Raw genomic sequence first — 18,946 nt, 5'->3', positions numbered from 1 at the left:
CCGGTTCAGGAAAGTGCGCCAAAGGCTTCGCCCATACGCACGGTCTTGCCAGCTACCTGATTACTGTTCCAGGTAACTGTTCCCTTGGGCATAACCAGGATCACGGTCGAACCCAGCCGGAACCGGCCCATTTCCTCGCCCTTGGCAAACCTGATCGCCTGTTCGCCCTCGTAACGGGTTGCGGTAACCTGATTGCCACTTGGCACCACCACGCCGTCCCACCGGGTTTCAACACTGCCGACAATCATGGCGCCCACAAGCACCATGGCCATCGGGCCCGCCTCGGTGTCGAAGATGCAGACAACCCGCTCATTACGGGCAAACAGGTTGGGGACGTTTTCAGCGGTCACCGGGTTTACCGAGAACAGCTTGCCCGGAATATGGATCATCTCCCGAAGGGTGCCGGCTATGGGCATGTGAATTCGATGGTAATCTTTTGGCGCCAGATAAATGGTGGAGAATTCGCCGCCAGCAAACGGTTTGGTGGTTTGCTCGTCTCCTCCGAGCAGTTCGCTCAGGCTGAAGGACTGGCCCTTGGCCTGGAAGACCCGGTCGCCGGTTACCTTGCCGAGCTGGCTTATTGCGCCATCAACCGGGCTGATCAGTGTTTTGTCTCCTTCGGCCAACGGACGAATGCCGGGTTTCAGGGCCCGTGTAAAGAAAGCGTTGAAGCTCGGGTAGGTCTCCGGATCGGATTCGGCCGCTTCGCTCATGTCTACGCCATATCGGCCGATAAACCATTTGATCACCCGGTTCTTGAGCGCTGGAGATTGGTCGTAGTCGGCCAGACGACCTGCAAGGCGGGAAATCGCCAGTTGCGGCGTGATGTACTGGCTCAGAACAAAAAGCTTGTCGAACATTAAAAGTGATCCTTTGCGCTCAAAGTCGCGAAGTTTACCAAAGACTGCCACGTGTATAGAAATTGTTTCATGGCTTCGCTGTTCTGGTGGGGCCTTGCTATTATCAGGGCAGCTTGTGCGGGCAGACTTCCGGCTCCGGCCGATAACCAAGAATATAAGGCGTGCTTAGTTACCATGTTACTGATCATCGGTGCGGTTATTGTTATCGCCAGTGTATTTACTGGCTACGTTCTCCATGGCGGCAATCTGATGGTGCTTTGGCAGCCAACAGAAGTGCTGATCATTTTCGGCGCGGCTTTGGGGTCATTCATCATTGCCAACCCCATGCATACCCTGAAGGAAACCTTTAGCCGGGGCTTTCAGCTGCTTACCGGTTCGCCCTACAACAAATCGTTCTACATGGATCTTCTCAGCCTGCTTTATGAGATTTTTGACAAGTCCCGAAAGCAGGGCGTTATGGCGATAGAAGAAGACATTGACAATCCAGAGTCCAGCCAGATCTTCAGTCGCTACCCTGCCATCATGAAGTCCAAAGAATTGCAGGCATTTATTACCGATTACCTGCGTATTATCAGCTCTGGCAACATGGCGACCCATGAGCTGGAAGGCATGATGGAAAATGAGATTGACAGTCGCCAGCACGAGATTGAAGAGCCTGCGCACGCCGTCAACAAGATTGCGGATGCGCTGCCCGGCCTCGGGATCGTGGCGGCGGTACTGGGCATTGTCATCACCATGAACTTCATGAGTGAGGGGCCGGAGAAGATTGGCCTGAGTGTTGCTGCTGCGCTCGTAGGCACCTTCCTGGGTATTTTCATGGGCTACGGCTTCGTTGGCCCTACTTCCATCGCCATGGAACACGCCGCCAAATACGAGCTCAAGGCCTACGAATGCGTAAAGTCGGCCATTGTAGCCACAGTATCAGGGCAGGCGCCCCAGATGGCGATTGAGTTCGGTCGGAAGGCATTGCCGACTGACAAGCGTCCTGGTTTCCAGGAACTGAACGATCACGTTCGCTCCAAGTAATACCGCCAGCACCTGACCCCGGAGCCGATTCGTGGAAGAACAACCGATCATCATCAAGCGCAAGAAGAAAATCGTCGGGGGCCATCACGGTGGCTCCTGGAAAGTTGCGTTTGCTGACTTTGCCACCGCCATGATGGCCTTCTTCCTTGTGCTCTGGCTGACGGCGACGGCGTCTCCCGAACAAAAGCGGGCAGTGGAGGGTTATTTCCGTGATCCGGTGGGGTTCACCGAGGGTGGATCCCCGAACCCGGTGGACCTGGAAGGCAGTGCATCCGTAGTAAACGAGGCAAGCCCGGACATCGAATCAAGCCAGATCCAGATCGAAGACCAGGTGGTGGACGAGCTTTCTGAAACCCTCGAGCAACGCCGCATGGAGGAATTGTTCCAGGAGCTGAAAGAACGCATCGAACAGAACGAAACCCTGCAGGAGTTCAAGGATCAGCTGCTGATCGACATCACCGATGAAGGCCTGCGCATCCAGATCGTGGATCGTTCCGGTCGCCCCATGTTCGACAGCGGCCGCGCCGAGCTCAAGTACTACTCCCAGGATATCCTGTTTGAACTGGCCAAGACGCTGGGTTCGGTCGATAACAAGCTCAGTATTACCGGGCATACCGATTCGACGCCGTTCAACGGTCGTCCTGGTTACACCAACTGGGAGCTTTCGGCTGACCGTGCCAATACGGCCCGCCGGGCACTGGTTGCCGGTGGAGTTCGTAAGCCCCAGATCGCCCGTGTCGTGGGCCTGAGCGATTCCGTACTGTTTGACCAGGAAGACCCGACAGCGCCGGTAAACCGCCGAATTTCCATTATTGTTCTGAACAAGAAAACCGTGGACAGCATCCAAAGCAGTGCAGGCCGCTCCGATGAGCCCCTGATTGACCTTACCGGCCCGTCCGACGCAGAGCAGGAAGCCGCTCGCGAGCGACTTGAAAGTGGGGAATGGCTGGAGGAAAAAGTGGAGCCGGCACCGGGTGAGCTGAACTGGTAGGACAGGATTGTTCAGTCCACTCTCAGCCCGCGGCCCTGCTGTTCCGCCATGTCCTGAAGAATCCGGTGAAAACTTTTCAGCCGCTCCGGACTGATCTTTCCCTGATCCGCCGCCGCATCAATCGCACAGCCTGGATCTCCCATATGCCTGCAGTTGCGGAACTTGCAGTTGCCGATGACCTCCCGGATCTCCCGGAACCCGTACTCAATCTCCTGTGGTGTCATGTGCCACAGCCCGAACTCGCGGATACCCGGCGAATCGATCAGGTCGCCTCCCATGGGAAGATGGAACAGCTTTGCTGTGGTGGTGGTGTGCACACCCTTGCCAGTACTCTCCGACACGGCGCCCACGCGAATCGCCTCATCGGGCATGAGCGTCTGGATGATCGACGACTTGCCCACGCCCGATTGCCCCACGAACACACTGGTCTGATCCTTCACCAGGGCCTCAACCTCCGGTGATGGTTTGTCACCGGACTCGGCAGCAGACGTCCGCACCACTTCATAGCCGAGCGCCTCATAGCGCCCGAGCAGGGCATCAATGCCTTGCCGGTTTCGGTCGGTAAGCAGATCCGTCTTGTTCAGCAGGATAACTGCCGGAATGTCGGTCATTTCCGAAGCAACGAGGTACCGGTCAATCAGGTTGTCGTGGGGCTCCGGCTCCGGTGCAATCACCAGAATAATATGATCAATATTCGCGGCTACCGGCTTCAGGGCCCCAAAATTATCCGGCCGTTGCAGCAGGTTCTGGCGCTCACAGCGGGCAACAATAACGCCGGTTTCATTCTTCCCCGGCCGCCAGACAACCTTGTCCCCGGTTACCAGGCTGTCGATGTTGGCCCTGACAAAGCACCGCACGACTTGCCCGGCCAGCTCACCTTCCAGTGCTTCCACATCCAGCTGCTGCCCGTAGTGAGCAATGACTAACCCTTCCTGCTCGGGGCCAAGCTCACCGGCGTCGGCCTGCTCCTGAACCTTTTTCTCCTTGCGCGCCGCACGGGTTGCCCGTTCTTCCTGGACTTTCTTGATGCGGAATTGCTGCTGTTTGTTCAGTCGCCGTTTTGCCATTTACGTCCCGGTTAATCAGATGAAAATTTTGCCTTTGGTGTGCCATCATACTGCAATCGTAGTTAATCGGCTTGGACATTGCCGAAACGGTAAATGTATATCACCTGATTTCAGAGTGGGGCTGGCACCGGCTTTCCGGAAATGTCGGAGGCCATGGATGGCCGGAGTCAAGCGCACATGGATGTGCTTGTAGCGGTTTCCGGAAAGCCGGTGCCAGCCCCACTACCACCACACTCAGAAGGCTGGGATAAAAATGTCAGATGGCAATCGCCTGGTTTGGATTGATCTTGAAATGACAGGCCTGGATCCGGAAAAAGAACGGATCATTGAAATGGCAACAATCATCACCGACTCGGAACTGAATGTAGTGGCGGAAGGTCCTGTCATTGCTGTTCACCAATCGGACACCTTGCTCAACAGCATGGATGAATGGTGTACCAAGACTCACGGTGAAAGTGGGCTGACCAAGCGCGTTCAGGAGAGCAATATCACCGAATCAGAAGCCGAGCAGCAGACCATTGAATTCCTGAAGAAACACATCGAGGCGGGGCAGTCGCCCTTGTGTGGTAACAGCATTGGCCAGGATCGCCGGTTCCTGGTCAAGTACATGCCAGAACTTGAGGCGTTCTTCCACTACCGGAATCTGGATGTATCCACGGTGAAAGAATTGGCCCGTCGCTGGCGGCCTGATGTATTGGCCGGCGTCAAAAAGAAAGGCAGTCATCTGGCTCTGGATGATATCCGGGACTCCATCAACGAACTGCGCCATTATCGGGATCAGTTCTTCAAGCTATAGGTCGTGTTGCCTGAGGGCCCACTGGACATGCTCGCGGACCATCTCGGAAGGGTGGTCCGCACGCTTTTTCAGGGCTTCAATGACCGGAATGGTTGAAGGCGCGTTGCCCAGCCCGACTGCCAGGTTGCGAAGCCAACCGTCGTAGCCGGTCCGGCGAATGGCAGAGCCTTCCGTGCGCTTCCGGAACTGCTCTTCGCTCCAGAGAAACAGCTCGGCCAGAGAAGTATTGTCCAGCCCGTGTCTGGGCTGGAAGTCCTGCTCTTTCGTCGGTTTGCTGAATTTCTGCCAGGGACAGACCAGCTGGCAGTCATCACATCCGAAAACCCGGTTACCCATCAGCGGCCGTAACTCTTCCGGAATGCTGCCCTTGAGCTCAATGGTCAGATAGCTGATGCAGCGTCTGGCATCCAATTTGTGCGAACCGACAAATGCATCGGTGGGACAAAGATCCAGGCATGCCGAACAGCTGCCGCAATGGTCGGTTTCGAATGGCTCGTCAATGGGCAGCGGCGCGCTGGTGAAAATCTCCCCCAGGAAAAAGAAAGAGCCTGCTTTCGGATGGATCAACATGTTGTTCTTGCCGATCCAGCCGAGCCCTGCCCGTTGGGCCAGCGCGCGCTCAAGCACCGGCGCACTGTCCACGAAAGCCCGGTAATCGAATCCGTTCACCGCTGCATCAATTTGTTCTGCCAGCCGGGCGAGACGCTTGCGGATCAGTTTGTGGTAATCCCGCCCCAGTGCGTAGCGGGTAACATAGGCTTTATCCCGGTGAGTGAGCGCTTCTTTGGGGTTGTCTGGCGCCGGGAGGTAATCCATTCTTACTGAGATAACCCGGCAGGTGCCCGGGACCAGCGAGGTAGGTGTGTATCGCTTGTCGCCATGGTGCGCCATGTAATCCATTTCGCCCTGATATCCCGCAGCCAGCCAGTCCTGCAAGTGATGGGCATGCTCCCCGGTATCCGGCGTGGTAATCCCTACATCGGAGAATCCAAGCTCAGCGGCCCACCGGCGGATTAGTGCTGGCAGATCAGCCAGTTCCGGGGATGGTTTGTCACAGGTTGACGAGGCGCTCATAGAAACTGCCGGTAGTGAGATCCGTCCGGAAACGAGGGTACGGATATTTAATTTGATTAAGTTATGACCTTTTCTGCTGTTTTGCTATGCTTTACAGGTATCTGGCCAATTTTCTTAAACCGGTTTCTGTAACGGGAGCAAAGGTTCATGCCGCCGTCCGCTGCGCACAGTCTACCAGACGCGCTGTTTTCCGCCGATGCGGTCAGGCAGATTGACCGCTATGTGATTGATCAGCAGGGTGTTGATGGTTTTGAACTGATGCAATCTGCCGCCCAGGCGGCGTTTCGGCACCTGGTCCGGCACTGGCGCGAGTGTGGTCCGGTTCTAGTTCTCTGCGGTGCGGGCAACAATGGTGGCGATGGCTACCTGGTTGCGGCCAACGCACAGCGGCATGGTATGGATGTTCATTGTGTCGCCGTCGCACCAACCAAAAAGCTCACCGGTGATGCAAGAAAAGCCTGGCAAAAGGCGCTTGCCGACGGCGTGGATGTCGGTGAGCTGGAGGATATTCCGGAATCGGGCCTCAACGAGCTTTTTGCCGGTGCCGGACTGATTGTAGATGCCATGCTGGGAACCGGCGTATCAGGTGCGCCGCGTGAACCTTTTGCCGCATTGATAGGGCGGTGCAACCAGATGTCAGTGCCGGTTCTTGCGGTGGATTTACCCTCGGGACTGAATGCGACCACGGGGGCGGCAGAGGGAGATGTGGTAAAGGCAACCATGACCGTCACATTTATTGGCCTCAAAGCTGGCCTGTTTACCGGCCAAGGGGCTGCAGTGTCCGGTAGGGTTGTGTTTGAGTCCCTTGGTGCGGCCGATGGCGTTGCTGGTAGTGGTCAGGGGGCGATTGCGCGCCGTCGTGACTGGGCGTCGGTTATGTCCTGGTTGCCGGAAAGACCCGCCAACGCCCATAAAGGTCGTTTCGGACATGTACTAGTGGTGGCCGGAGACCGGGGGTTTGGGGGCGCCGGCCTGCTGGCGGCAGAGGCCGCAGCGCGCTCCGGGGCTGGTCTGGTTTCCCTGGCAACCCGGCCCGAGCATGTGAGTGCCGCGCTGGCCAGGTGCCCCTCGGTGATGGTTCATGGCCTGATCCATGGGTCGGAATTGCCACCGTTGCTGGACTCAGCGTCGGTTATAGTCTGTGGTCCCGGGATCGGCCGTAGCGCCTGGGGCCAGCAGATGCTGGAACAGGTCCTTTCCAGCGGTAAGCCCCGGGTTCTGGATGCCGACGCGCTGAATCTGTTGTCCGCTCGGGTTGCCATACCGGCAAAAAACCATATTTTAACGCCCCATCCGGGCGAGGCAGCCAGATTGCTCAACTGTCCGGTGCCGGAAGTGGAAGCTGATCGAATGGCCGCTGCCCGCAAATTACAGGCCCTGTACGGTGGGACTGTATTGCTGAAAGGGGCAGGTACAGTGGTCGCTTCGGGAGGCGCAGCGGTCGATATTATCAGCGGCAGCAATCCGGGAATGGCCACCGGCGGCATGGGTGATGTGCTGTCAGGTATTATTGGTGCCGTTTACGCCCAGCTTGGTGAGACGGACAAAGCGGCTGTTCTCGGTGCTTCAGTCCATCTGGCGGCCGCCGACAAAGCTTCAGAGACCCGGGGATTCATCGGGCTGATACCCAGCGACGTGATTGATGCGCTGCCGCTGGTGTTCCGGGAGTCTGAAGGCAATCGGGTGCGGGAGGATTGATGAGCATGATGGGGAGTGAGCGCCGTCTGTTTCTCGAAAGCGAGGCTGAAACCGAAGAGCTGGGCCGCGAGTTGGCAAAGCGAGTTGCCGAATCCGGCCGGGGCCTTGTGATCTATCTGGACGGCGACCTGGGCATGGGTAAGACCACCATCAGCCGTGGTGTCATGCGTGGGCTGGGCCACGCCGGCGCGGTAAAAAGTCCCACCTATACCCTGGTGGAACCCTATGAAGACCTGGAACCACCGGCGTACCACTTCGATCTTTACCGGCTCGGCGATGCGGAAGAACTGGAATACATGGGCATTCGGGATTACTTCGCCGGCGATAATCTGTGTCTGGTCGAGTGGCCCGAGCGGGGAAAAGGGATACTGCCCGATCCGGATCTAGAAATTCATCTGGAGCGGCAGGGCGAAGGGCGTTCTGTAGTCATCAGAGCCCGTTCCGGGCGAGGTGCCTCGGTGCTCAATGAGCTGCAATTGATTGGTCCGGACCACAACCAGGTCGGGACCTGATGAAAACTGGCAGGTAGGCTGTATGAGAATTGCTGAACTCAAAACAAGACTGGTCCAGCCGCTGGCACTGTTGCTGGCGGCTCTGGTGTTGCCTGTTCTGGCCGGAACAACGGTGGCCGGAACCCAGGTGGAAAGTGCCCGGATATGGCCGGCGCCGGATCACACCCGCCTTGTATTCGATACCGCCGGGCAGGTAGAGCACAATATCTTTTCCCTGTCAGGGCCGTCCCGCCTGGTTATCGATCTCAAGAATACCCGCCAGAAAGCAGATTTCTCAGGGCTGGACCTCTCCGGCAGCCCGATCAAGCGGATTCGCAGTGCGCCTCGCAATGGAAACGATCTGAGGGTGGTTCTGGACCTGGAAACGGACATCAAGCCCCGAAGCTTTCAGCTTGAGCCGAACCAGCAATATGGCCACCGGCTGGTCGTTGATCTGATTGATGAGAGCGGCAGCCGTCTGGAAAAGGCCACCAAGCCTACCGTTACCCAGAACTCAGCCGGAAAGCGGGATGTTATCGTGGTGATTGATGCCGGCCATGGCGGAGAGGACCCGGGTGCTATCGGACCCAGAGGTACTCGTGAGAAAGATGTTGTTCTGAAAATGTCGAAAACCCTGGCCGATCTGATCAATGACCAGCCGGGGTACACCGCCAAGCTGACCCGGACCGGTGACTATTACATTGGCCTTCGCAACCGGACGCTGCTGGCCAGAAAGTACAATGCCGACCTGTTCGTATCCGTACATGCAGATGCGTTTCGCACGCCCCAGCCTAAAGGTGCCTCGGTTTTTGCCCTGTCGCAGCGTGGCGCGACCAGTGAAACCGCCCGCTGGCTGGCAAACAGCGAAAACCGCTCAGACCTGATAGGTGGTGCTGGCGGATTGTCCCTGGATGGTCGCAATGACACGCTTGCAGGGGTGTTGCTGGATTTGTCCATGACGGCCAGTATCAACGCCAGCCTGGGTGTTGGCAGCTCGGTCCTCGGCAAACTCGGGCGCGTTGCCAAGCTGCATAAGCCGGGCGTGGAGCAGGCATCGTTTGTGGTGCTGAAGTCACCGGATATTCCCTCTATCCTCGTGGAAGCCGGGTTCATATCCAATCCCCAGGAAGAGAAAAACCTGTCGACTGAGTGGTACCGCAACAAGCTGGCCGGGGCCATTATGAAAGGCGTAGACGATTACTTTCAGAAAACCCCGCCACCGGGCACATTGCTGGCCTGGCAGAAGCAGAATCGCCAGGGCGGAAACAGCGTCAGTCAGTATCGGATCCAGCGTGGTGACACGCTTTCCGGAGTGGCCAGGAAAAACCAGACCACCGTCAGTGAGCTGATGCAGTATAACGACCTGCGGGATGACCGTGTTATGGTAGGGCAAACCATCCGTATTCCCGCGTCCTGATCAAGAGGTTTTCCCGTAACATGCCCCCCATTCGATTGCTGTCACCACGGCTCGCGAACCAGATTGCCGCGGGTGAAGTGGTGGAGCGACCCGCATCTGTCGTCAAGGAACTGGTCGAAAATGCCCTGGATGCTGGCGCCACCCGAGTTGATGTTGAGGTGGAGCAGGGCGGCGTCAAGCTGATCCGCGTGCGGGACGACGGCAGCGGTATTGAAGAGGATGATTTACCGCTGGCCCTGAGCCGGCATGCAACCAGCAAGATCGCCAGCCTTGATGATCTGGAAGCTGTGGCCTCCCTGGGCTTTCGTGGTGAGGCGCTTGCCAGCATCAGTTCAGTGTCCCGCCTGGCGCTGACTTCCCGGACAGTAGAGCAGGAAGCGGCCTCCCGCGTTGAAGTGGAAGGCCGGGAGATGGACGCCAGAATCTCTCCCGCCGCACACCCGGTGGGTACCACCGTTGAAGTGCGTGATCTGTTCTTTAATACCCCCGCGCGCCGCAAGTTTCTGCGCACCGAAAAAACCGAATTCAACCACGTTGAGGAATGCGTGCGCCGCCAGGCCTTGAGCCGGTTCGATGCCGGCTTCACTCTCCGTCACAACCAGCGGGTAGTTCAAAGCCTTAGGCCCGCCGATTCAGCCCTTGATCGTGAACGGCGGATTGGCTCCCTGTGTGGGCAGCAGTTCATCGACAATGCGGTGGTCATCGATGCAGAAGCGACGGGGCTTCGTCTCTGGGGGTGGGTCGCTCTGCCGACATTTTCCCGCAGTCAGTCGGACCTGCAGTATTTCTTTGTCAACGGCCGGGTGATCCGTGACCGGCTGGTGGCCCACGCCGTGCGCCAGGCCTACCGGGATGTTCTCTATAACAACCGCCACCCGGCTTTTGTGCTTTATCTGGAAGTCGACCCGGCTACGGTGGATGTGAATGTGCACCCCACAAAACACGAAGTCCGTTTCCGGGACGGCCGGCTGGTTCACGATTTTATCTTCAGAACTTTGCATAAGGCCCTGGCCGACGTTCGCCCGGATGATCATTTCCGGGGCGCGGTTGCCCAGTCTTTTGGTCGTGAAGCGTCGGCTCAGGCGGAAAGTTCGCCGACCATGTGCGCCCCGGCGGGGGCGTCCTGGAATGGCCAGCCAGCAGTGCCGAATTACGGTCAATCAGGTGCACCAGCCGGTTTTGGTGGTCAGTCACAGCCTCAGCAGGACTGGCGCGCCAGTGATCAGATGGCGTTCTATCAGTCCCTGAACGCCGGTGGAGGAACCGGAAGCCCGCAGTCGACTCCGTTCCATGACGGAGCTGCCACGCCCCTTCCGACGCCGTCAGTCGACAGTGATGAGGAGCCGCCATTGGGTTATGCCATTGCCCAGCTGCACGGTATCTATATTCTGGCCCAGGGTCGGGCAGGGATGATCGTGGTGGACATGCATGCGGCCCACGAGCGCATAACCTATGAACGGATGAAGCGGGCGCTTGCCGAGCAGGATCTGAAAAGCCAGCCATTGCTGGTCCCGCTGTCTCTGGCGGTCAGCCAGAAAGAAGCCGCGCTTACCGAGAGCCATGGGGAAGAGCTGCAGAAGCTTGGCCTGCAGATAGAACGAATTGGCCCGGAAACCCTGGCGGTCCGGCAGGTGCCGGCGCTTTTGCGGGGGGCCGACACGGAGCAGTTGGTGCGTGACGTGCTGGCAGATCTTATCGAGCATGGCCAGAGCGACCGGGTGGAAGCGGTAACTCACGAACTGCTCGGCACCATGGCGTGCCATGGCTCGGTGCGGGCGAACCGTCAGCTCACCATTCCGGAAATGAACTCATTGCTCAGAGACATGGAAGCCACTGAACGAAGCGGCCAGTGCAATCACGGCCGGCCGACCTGGACACTGGTAACCCTGTCCGAGCTGGACAAGCTTTTCCTGCGGGGGCGCTAGGGTGTCACTGCCCCCGGCCATTTTCCTGATGGGCCCGACAGCCTCCGGTAAAACCGACCTGGCCATGGCGCTCTGCGAGCAGCTACCTTGCGAGATCATCAGTGTCGACTCGGCCATGATTTACCGTGGTATGAATATTGGCACGGCCAAGCCGACAGGCGAAGAGTTGGCTCGGGCCCCGCACCGGTTGATCGATATCTGTGATCCGGCTGAAACTTATTCGGCTGCGGATTTTCGGCGCGATGCGCTCGCTGCCATGGCCGAGATTACGGCAGCTGGCCGGATACCCTTGTTGGTGGGTGGAACCATGATGTACTTCAAGGCATTGCTGCATGGTTTGTCCGGCTTACCTGCGGCGAGTCCGGAAGCACGCAGAACGTTGGAGCGGGAAGCTGAGGCACTCGGTTGGGAGGCGCTGCATCGTGAACTACAAAGTGTAGATCCGGTCGCGGCGGAACGGATACATCCTAACAACCGCCAGCGACTGTTGCGGGCTCTGGAAGTTCTGCGCGTAACTGGTAAGCCGATTTCTGCATTCTGGCAGGCGGAGGTTGTCGGTAAAGACGAGGGTGTGCCTGAGTCTGGCAATGGAAGCGATATTGAGGATTACACCTATTTTACCCGCTGGCAGGCAGACGAAACACCTCTGCTTCCGTATACTGTTGTTCAACTTGCCATGATGCCGCCTGAGCGGCGAGTGCTTCACGAGAGAATCCATCAGCGCTTCCTCAAGATGCTGGAGGCAGGCTTCCTCGAAGAAGTGCGAGCATTGATGCTCAGGGAAGATTTGCACCCTGACCTCCCTTCCATGCGTTGTGTCGGCTACCGTCAGGCCTGGAACTATTTGTCCGGGGCAGACGACTACGACACATTTGTAAGCAAGGGCATTGCAGCCACACGCCAGTTGGCGAAGCGGCAGTTGACCTGGTTGCGTAAGTGGTCTGATGTAGACTGGCTGGACAGCGAAGACAAACTTAACGCTGAAGCAGCCTTGAAAAAAATCAGACTTCGCACCACATTTAACTCTGACAAATGACGATCTGCACTTACTAAAAAACAGGAGAACACACATGTCAAAAGGGCATTCGTTACAAGACCCTTACCTTAATGCTTTACGCAAGGAACGCATTCCGGTTTCCATCTTTCTGGTTAACGGTATCAAGCTCCAGGGCCAGATAGAGTCTTTCGACCAGTTCGTGATTTTGCTGAAAAATACTGTCAGCCAGATGGTCTACAAACACGCTATTTCCACTGTGGTTCCTGCCCGCAATGTTCGCATTCCGCAGCAGGCTCCGGGAGGAGAGGGCGAGTCTGAAGACTGATCCATCCGCTTTCCCGGTATTGCCACCCGCGTTCCAGAAGATCCTTTTCAGGGTCTGATGGCCGCGGGTGTTTGTTTTTATGATATTGACAATTTCACTGTTCGGGAGTTGATGCCAATTGTTTGAACGTCCTGATGTCGGTGAGCGCGCGATACTCGTCCACATCGATTTTACTGCCCACGACGGCACCGAAGACCCCGGCGAGTTTCGGGAACTGGTGACGTCCGCCGGCGTTGAGCCGGTGGGCATTGTTACCGGTTCCCGCAAGCAACCGAGCCCCAGATTTTTCGTTGGTGAAGGAAAGCTGGAAGAAATTCGTGACGCCGTGGCCGCCAATGAAGCCGATGTTGTGTTGTTCAATCATGCACTGAGTCCGCGTCAGGAGCGAAATATCGAGCAGGAACTCAAGTGCCGGGTGCTCGATCGTACCGGTGTGATTCTTGACATCTTCGCCCAGCGCGCCCGGACTCACGAAGGTAAACTGCAGGTGGAGCTGGCACAGCTCGACCACATGTCGACACGCCTGGTACGGGGCTGGACCCACCTGGAGCGGCAGAAGGGTGGCATCGGCCTTCGGGGCCCCGGCGAAACCCAGCTGGAAACCGACCGTCGGCTGCTTCGGGAACGGATCAAGTCCATCCACAAGCGTCTTGAGAAGGTTCGCCGGCAGCGGAACCAGGGTCGCCGGGCACGTCAGCGTGCTGACATTCCAACCGTGTCTCTGGTGGGTTATACCAACGCAGGAAAATCCACCTTATTCAACCGGATTACCACTTCCTCCGTATATGCTGCAGACCAGTTGTTTGCAACTCTGGATCCGACGTTGCGGCGTCTGGAACTTCCGGATATCGGGCCGGTCGTAATGGCGGACACGGTGGGCTTCATCCGCCACCTTCCCCACAAGCTGGTGGAAGCCTTTCGGGCGACCCTGGAAGAAACGACACAAGCGACGATCCTGCTTCACGTAATTGATAGCCACGACAGCCGGCGTGACGAGAATATAGAGCAGGTTGAAGAGGTGTTGGCCGAGATCGGGGCAGATGAGATTCCCATGTTGCAGGTGTTTAACAAGATCGACCTGCTGGAAGACTTCACGCCGCGAATTGAGCGTAATGAAGAAGGTGTTCCGGTGCGGGCCTGGGTGTCCGCGGTAACCGGCGAAGGGCTTGACGGCCTGTACGATGCCATTGTGGAGAGACTTGCAGAGGACGTTGTACACCATTTTGTTTTGCTGGGTCCTGCCGACGGCAAACTGCGCGCGCTGCTGCATGAGGCCGGCTCCGTGCTGAGCGAGGAGCACCGTGAGACTGGGGATACGGTGTTGGAAGTTCGCTTGCAGAACCGGGACTGGCTGCAGCTGCTTAGCCGGGCCGGAGTGAAGGAAGAATCGGTCAGGCTCGAGCTCGGGCATGCCTGAAACCGGAACGGCTATTGCCGGGGCGGAGATAAATCCCTAGTATTTGCAGCCATTCTATTTATAAGTCAGTAACGGAGAGCACTATGGCCTGGAATGAACCGGGTGGAAACCGTAACGACAACGACCCCTGGGGTACCGGTGGTGGTCGGCGCGGCAATGATCAGGGTCCGCCAGACCTCGATGAGGCATTGAAAAAAGGGCTGGACAAGCTCAACAAGATGTTGGGCGGTAAAGGTGGCAAGTCAGGTGGCAGCGGTGGCAGTACCGGCGGGAGCAGCGGCGGCATTGGCGCCATCCTCGCCCTGGCTGCCATTGTTGTTGTTGGCTATGTCGTCTTCCAGTCTTTCTACACAGTGGATGAGCAGGAGCGGGCTGTTGTTCTTCGCTTCGGGGAATACGACCGGACAGAGAGCCCGGGCTTGCGCTTCAAGGTGCCGTTGATTGATGACGTCACTAAAGTACGGGTCACCAGCGTTCGTACAGCTGAGTCGACCGGACAGATGCTGACCCAGGACGAGAATCTGGTCAGCGTGGATCTGCAGGTGCAGTACCGGGTCAGTGATGCCCGTGACTATGTGCTCAATGTCCGGGATTCGAACCAGGCTCTGGCCTTTGCCACCGACAGTGCGCTTCGTCACGAAGTGGGCAGTGCCACTCTGGATGCGGTATTGACCGAAGGTCGGGTTGAGCTTGCAGTAAATGTAGAGCAGCGACTCCAGAACTTCCTGCAGGACTATGGTACTGGCCTCCAGGTCGTTCGGGTAAACGTGGAAAGTACCCAGCCACCCGAGCCGGTTCAGGATGCTTTCCGGGAAGTGCAGCGTGCCCGTGAAGACGAGCAGCGACTGAAGGAAGAGGCAGAAACCTACCGCAACAAGGTTGTACCGGAAGCCCGCGGCCAGGCTCAGCGCATGGTTGAGGAAGCAGCGGCTTACAAGGCCCAGGTGGTTGAGCGCGCCGACGGTGAGACTGCCCGGTATATGGATCTGCTGACCGTTTACGAGAAGGCGCCCGAGGTCACCCGAGAGCGCATGTATCTGCAGGCCATGGAGAATGTGCTGGCCAATTCCAGCAAGGTGCTGGTGGATACCAAGTCCGGCGATAACATGATGTATCTGCCGCTGGATCGTCTGACCCGTCAGGGCAGCGCTAACCTGGCCGCGGGGCGGAATGAAAGTGCCGGGGACGCTGGCAGCCTGACAGGTCAGGTTGATATCCAGTCCCTGACGGATCAGGTGCTTCGCGAATTGCGTAATCGCCAGTCCACCACCACGAGAGAGGGAAGATAATCATGGGACCCAAAAGCATTATTGGTCTTGCTGGTACCCTCATCATTCTGTTGTTGGTATCGTCCAGCGTTTACATTATTCCGGAAACCCACCGTGGCGTATTGCTACGTTTCGGAGAGTTGGTTGAGACCAACGTTCCTGCGGGAATTCACTTCAAGGTTCCCGTGATTGATGAAGTCCGCCAATTCGACGTACGGGTTCTGACCTTGGACGTTCCCGCGCGTCAGTACCTGACCATTGAGAAAAAACCGCTGGACGTTGATTCCTACATTGCCTGGCAAATCACCGATGTGGATACCTTCTACCGGGCCACCGGTGGTGATGAATTCCGGGCCCAGAGTCTTCTCGCATCGCGGGTGGACACTGGCCTGCGCAACGAGTTTGGTGTTCGTACCATGCATGAGGTGGTTTCAGGCGAGCGTGATCAGCTGATGGCCGCACTCAAGGATCTGGTCAACGAAACCGCGCTCAGCGAGTTTGGCATCCGGGTGCTGGATATCCGCATCAAGGCCATTGAACTGCCGGAGCAGGTCCGTGGGAACGTGTATCGCCGGATGGCCACTGAGCGGGAAAAACTGGCTCAGGAATACCGCTCCCGTGGTCGCGAGGCCGCCGAGGGGATTCGGGCGGATGCCGATCGCCAGCGCACGGTGGTCCTGGCGGAAGCGTTCTCCAAGTCCGAGCAGCTTCGAGGTCAAGGCGATGGTGAGGCGGCGCAGATTTACGCCGATGCCTATAGTCAGGACGGTGAGTTCTTCAGCTTCTATCGAAGTCTTTCCGCTTACCAGAATGCGTTCTCCAACAAGGACGACATCATGGTGATCGACTCGGAAGGCGATTTCATGAAGTACATGAGGGACCCCCAGGGCGCGCAGTGATGCGCACCTGAGAGTAGAAATAAACCGGAATACATCCGTATTCCGGTTTTTTTGTGCCTGCCAACCGTGTAAAATTCTGGCGGTTTTGTGTCGGGTTTTCTTTCCGGATATAACATACAACGGAGTCTCATGACTGTATCTGATCGCTGGTTACTGCCGGACGGGGTAGAGGACATTCTGCCTCCGCTGGCCGGACGGATCGAATCCCTTCGCCGGGATGTAATGGATACCTGCCAGCGCTGGGGCTATCAGCTGGTAATCCCGCCGCTAATTGAATACCTCGAATCCCTGTTCACCGGAACCGGACACGATCTGGAGCTGCAAACCTTCAAGCTGACCGATCAGCTGACTGGGCGGATGATGGGGGTTCGAGCGGACATGACACCCCAGGCAGCCCGTATCGATGCTCATACCCTGGGCCAGGATGGCATAACCCGCCTATGTTACGCTGGCCATGTGCTCCATACCCGTCCGTGCCATATGCTGACCGGACGGACGCCGATCCAGGCAGGTTGCGAGCTTTTTGGCAGCGCCTCCGAAGAAGCGGATATGGAAGTAATCAGCCTGATGCTGGAAGCCCTTCGGGTTGCCGGTCTGCCGCGTATTCACCTGGACCTGGCCCACGTTTCGATTTACGAGAGCCTGATCGGTGAAGCGGATTTTGACCGGGACACCGAAGCCGCGATTTTTGACGCCATGGCCCGCAAATCGGTGCCCGAGCTCGACGAGCTGCTGGGCGGATGCCCCAATGGCTCTGCTGGTGCTCGCTTGCGTGAACTCGCTCGAGTCAGTGGCGGCCCGGAAGCGCTGACCGAGGCCCGCCGTGTTCTGCAGGGTGCATCCGAAAATCTGGATGCGGCACTGGATCAGCTTGGTCGCGTATCGGACATGCTGGGCCGGGACTACCCGGAGGTCAGTTTCGGCTTCGATTTCTGCGAGTTGCGTGGCTACAACTACCATACCGGCCTTGTGTTTGCGGCTTATGTTCCCGGTCATGGCGACTCAGTGGCCAAGGGCGGGCGCTATGATGCCATTGGCAGTGATTTTGGTCGGGCACGGCCTGCGACAGGATTCAGTCTCGATATCCGCGCACTGGTGTCCCTGGGTGAGCGGCCGTTACGGAAAGCCGGTGCAGTCTGGGCGCCAGCGGATGATGACCTGGCCCTCGAAGGCGTGATTTCCGGCCTGAGAATGACGGAAATCGTTGTCCGTGCCTTGCCGGAGGATAACGGTGTTGATCCGGCCACCAGAGGCTGTGACCGGAAGCTGGTCAAGCAGGGCGGCCAGTGGGTCGTGGAGAAGCTGGGCTGATCCCCCCGGGGCTTCGGTGAGTTCATTTACAGGTAAACTTGCGAAACGCCTGTCCCGCGGGGCAGCCGCATTGAGAGAGAATCATGGGTAAAAACGTTGTTGTGCTGGGCACCCAATGGGGTGATGAAGGCAAGGGTAAGATTGTTGATCTGCTGACCGACAAGGTCACAGCCGTCGTTCGCTTCCAGGGCGGGCACAATGCCGGCCATACCCTGGTGATTGACGGCAAGAAAACGGCGCTTCATCTGATCCCTTCCGGTATTCTGCGTCAGCATGTTTACTGCCTGATCGGCAATGGCGTCGTCCTGTCGCCGGAGGCGCTGCTCAAGGAAGTGCGTGAGCTGGAAGCCAATGGCGTCGCTGTTCGTGACCGTCTGCGGATCAGCCTGGCCTGCCCCCTTATCCTGCGCACCCATGTCCGTATTGACCAGGCCCGAGAACGGGCCCGCGGTGTCGACAAGATCGGCACGACCGGTCGCGGTATTGGTCCGGCCTATGAGGACAAGGTTTCACGCCGTGGCCTCCGCCTGGGCGACCTGTGCAATCCTGCCGGGTTTGAAGTAAAGCTGCGCGAAATCATGTCCTTCCACAACTTCATCCTGACTGAGTACTTCAAGGAAGAGGCTGAGGACATCGATGCGGCCCTTGAAGAGCTGAAACTGATGGGCGAAGAAATCCTGCCCATGGCGGCGGATGTCACCGATATGCTCCATGACTTCCGCAAGCGTGGCGAAAACATTCTGTTTGAGGGGGCTCAGGGCTCGCTTCTGGATATTGACCTTGGCACCTATCCGTATGTGACCTCGTCCAACACCACGGCCGGCGGCACTGCCACCGGTTCCGGTTTCGGCCCCCTGTTTCTGGATTACGTGCTGGGCATCACCAAGGCTTATACTACCCGCGTGGGTTCAGGCCCGTTTCCCACCGAGCTGTTTGATGAGATGGGCCAACATCTGGCGGTGAAAGGCAATGAGGTGGGAACCACCACCGGTCGCTCCCGCCGCTGTGGCTGGTTTGATGCGGTTGCCCTACGTCACGCCATCCAGATCAACAGTGTTTCCGGTATCTGCCTCACCAAGCTGGATGTTCTGGATGGAATGGAGACGGTGAAGGTCTGTGTCGGCTACAAGACGCCGAATGGCGAAATTACCCGCCCACCCATTGGCTGTGACACGTACAAGGACATCGAGCCGGTCTATGCCGAGCTGCCGGGCTGGAGCGAGAGCACCGTTGGCCTGACCAGCCTGGAGCAGCTGCCGGAGAACGCCAGGGCTTATATCCGCTTCCTGGAGGAGCAGATTGAAGCGCCGATTGACGTGATCTCCACCGGGCCGGACCGTATTGAAACCATCACGCTCCGCCATCCGTTCGGCGAGTAAACGCC

General features: G+C 57.8%; 17 protein-coding genes. 14 read left to right on the top strand and 3 right to left on the bottom strand.

The genetic code is table 11. The annotated features are described in order from the left end of the window. Positions 1–5: 5 nt before the first annotated feature. On the bottom strand, positions 6–860 hold the full coding sequence (gene asd / locus CLH62_RS04735) for an archaetidylserine decarboxylase (protein WP_099616968.1): 855 nt from the start codon (positions 858–860) through the stop codon (positions 6–8). A 174-nt stretch (positions 861–1,034) separates the two neighbouring features. Here asd and motA point away from each other — a divergent pair, with 174 nt between their 5' ends. After that, complete coding sequence (gene motA, locus CLH62_RS04730; protein ID WP_099616967.1) at positions 1,035–1,886, top strand: flagellar motor stator protein MotA; 852 nt, start codon at positions 1,035–1,037, stop codon at positions 1,884–1,886. Between the two features lie 31 nt (positions 1,887–1,917). Further along, entirely contained in the window at positions 1,918–2,877 is a 960-nt protein-coding gene (gene motB, locus CLH62_RS04725) for a flagellar motor protein MotB (protein WP_099616966.1), read from the top strand. A gap of 11 nt (positions 2,878–2,888) precedes the next feature. Here the strand turns inward: motB and rsgA are convergent, their stop codons facing one another. After that, a complete protein-coding gene (gene rsgA, locus CLH62_RS04720; RefSeq protein WP_099616965.1) occupies positions 2,889–3,944 on the bottom strand; it encodes a small ribosomal subunit biogenesis GTPase RsgA in 1,056 nt (351 codons plus the stop codon). A gap of 253 nt (positions 3,945–4,197) precedes the next feature. Between rsgA and orn the strand changes: the two genes are divergently transcribed. Then, a complete protein-coding gene (gene orn / locus CLH62_RS04715; RefSeq protein ID WP_099616964.1) occupies positions 4,198–4,740 on the top strand; it encodes an oligoribonuclease in 543 nt (180 codons plus the stop codon). On the opposite strand, the gene queG is transcribed toward orn, so the two are convergent. Further along, on the bottom strand, positions 4,735–5,814 hold the full coding sequence (gene queG / locus CLH62_RS04710; RefSeq protein WP_099616963.1) for a tRNA epoxyqueuosine(34) reductase QueG: 1,080 nt from the start codon (positions 5,812–5,814) through the stop codon (positions 4,735–4,737). The genes orn and queG overlap by 6 nt on opposite strands. A 147-nt stretch (positions 5,815–5,961) precedes the next feature. Here queG and CLH62_RS04705 point away from each other — a divergent pair, with 147 nt between their 5' ends. The 11 genes from CLH62_RS04705 to CLH62_RS04655 all read left to right on the top strand — a co-directional run bounded on the left by CLH62_RS04705 (position 5,962) and on the right by CLH62_RS04655 (position 18,941). Then, positions 5,962–7,512 carry an NAD(P)H-hydrate dehydratase gene (locus CLH62_RS04705; RefSeq protein WP_099616962.1) on the top strand — a complete coding sequence of 517 codons (1,551 nt, stop codon included), beginning with the start codon at positions 5,962–5,964 and terminating at the stop codon, positions 7,510–7,512. Continuing rightward, positions 7,512–8,024, top strand: coding sequence for a tRNA (adenosine(37)-N6)-threonylcarbamoyltransferase complex ATPase subunit type 1 TsaE (gene tsaE / locus CLH62_RS04700; protein WP_099616961.1), 513 nt, complete (start codon positions 7,512–7,514; stop codon positions 8,022–8,024). Before CLH62_RS04705 ends, tsaE begins: the two co-directional genes overlap by 1 nt. A gap of 22 nt (positions 8,025–8,046) precedes the next feature. Beyond that, positions 8,047–9,420: an N-acetylmuramoyl-L-alanine amidase gene (locus tag CLH62_RS04695; protein ID WP_099616960.1), complete on the top strand. Its 1,374-nt coding sequence runs from the start codon at positions 8,047–8,049 to the stop codon at positions 9,418–9,420. Between the two features lie 20 nt (positions 9,421–9,440). Beyond that, on the top strand, positions 9,441–11,345 hold the full coding sequence (gene mutL / locus CLH62_RS04690; RefSeq protein ID WP_099616959.1) for a DNA mismatch repair endonuclease MutL: 1,905 nt from the start codon (positions 9,441–9,443) through the stop codon (positions 11,343–11,345). A 28-nt stretch (positions 11,346–11,373) separates the two neighbouring features. Further along, positions 11,374–12,381 carry a tRNA (adenosine(37)-N6)-dimethylallyltransferase MiaA gene (gene miaA / locus CLH62_RS04685; RefSeq protein WP_099617624.1) on the top strand — a complete coding sequence of 336 codons (1,008 nt, stop codon included), beginning with the start codon at positions 11,374–11,376 and terminating at the stop codon, positions 12,379–12,381. A 34-nt stretch (positions 12,382–12,415) separates the two neighbouring features. After that, positions 12,416–12,667: an RNA chaperone Hfq gene (gene hfq, locus CLH62_RS04680; RefSeq protein ID WP_008170056.1), complete on the top strand. Its 252-nt coding sequence runs from the start codon at positions 12,416–12,418 to the stop codon at positions 12,665–12,667. Positions 12,668–12,785: 118 nt separating this feature from the next. After that, entirely contained in the window at positions 12,786–14,084 is a 1,299-nt protein-coding gene (gene hflX, locus CLH62_RS04675) for a ribosome rescue GTPase HflX (RefSeq protein WP_099616958.1), read from the top strand. Positions 14,085–14,167: 83 nt separating this feature from the next. After that, entirely contained in the window at positions 14,168–15,373 is a 1,206-nt protein-coding gene (gene hflK / locus CLH62_RS04670) for an FtsH protease activity modulator HflK (RefSeq protein ID WP_099616957.1), read from the top strand. Between the two features lie 2 nt (positions 15,374–15,375). Then, positions 15,376–16,251: a protease modulator HflC gene (gene hflC, locus CLH62_RS04665; RefSeq protein ID WP_099616956.1), complete on the top strand. Its 876-nt coding sequence runs from the start codon at positions 15,376–15,378 to the stop codon at positions 16,249–16,251. A gap of 129 nt (positions 16,252–16,380) precedes the next feature. After that, positions 16,381–17,562, top strand: a complete 1,182-nt coding sequence (locus CLH62_RS04660) for an ATP phosphoribosyltransferase regulatory subunit (protein WP_099616955.1) — start codon at positions 16,381–16,383, stop codon at positions 17,560–17,562. Positions 17,563–17,645: 83 nt separating this feature from the next. Then, on the top strand, positions 17,646–18,941 hold the full coding sequence (locus CLH62_RS04655) for an adenylosuccinate synthase (RefSeq protein ID WP_099616954.1): 1,296 nt from the start codon (positions 17,646–17,648) through the stop codon (positions 18,939–18,941). The last annotated feature ends 5 nt before the right edge of the window (positions 18,942–18,946 follow it).

It is taken from the genome of Marinobacter guineae (genome assembly GCF_002744735.1).
Taxonomy (GTDB): Bacteria; Pseudomonadota; Gammaproteobacteria; order Pseudomonadales; family Oleiphilaceae; genus Marinobacter; species Marinobacter guineae.
This window is presented reverse-complemented; position numbering and strand designations above follow the sequence as displayed.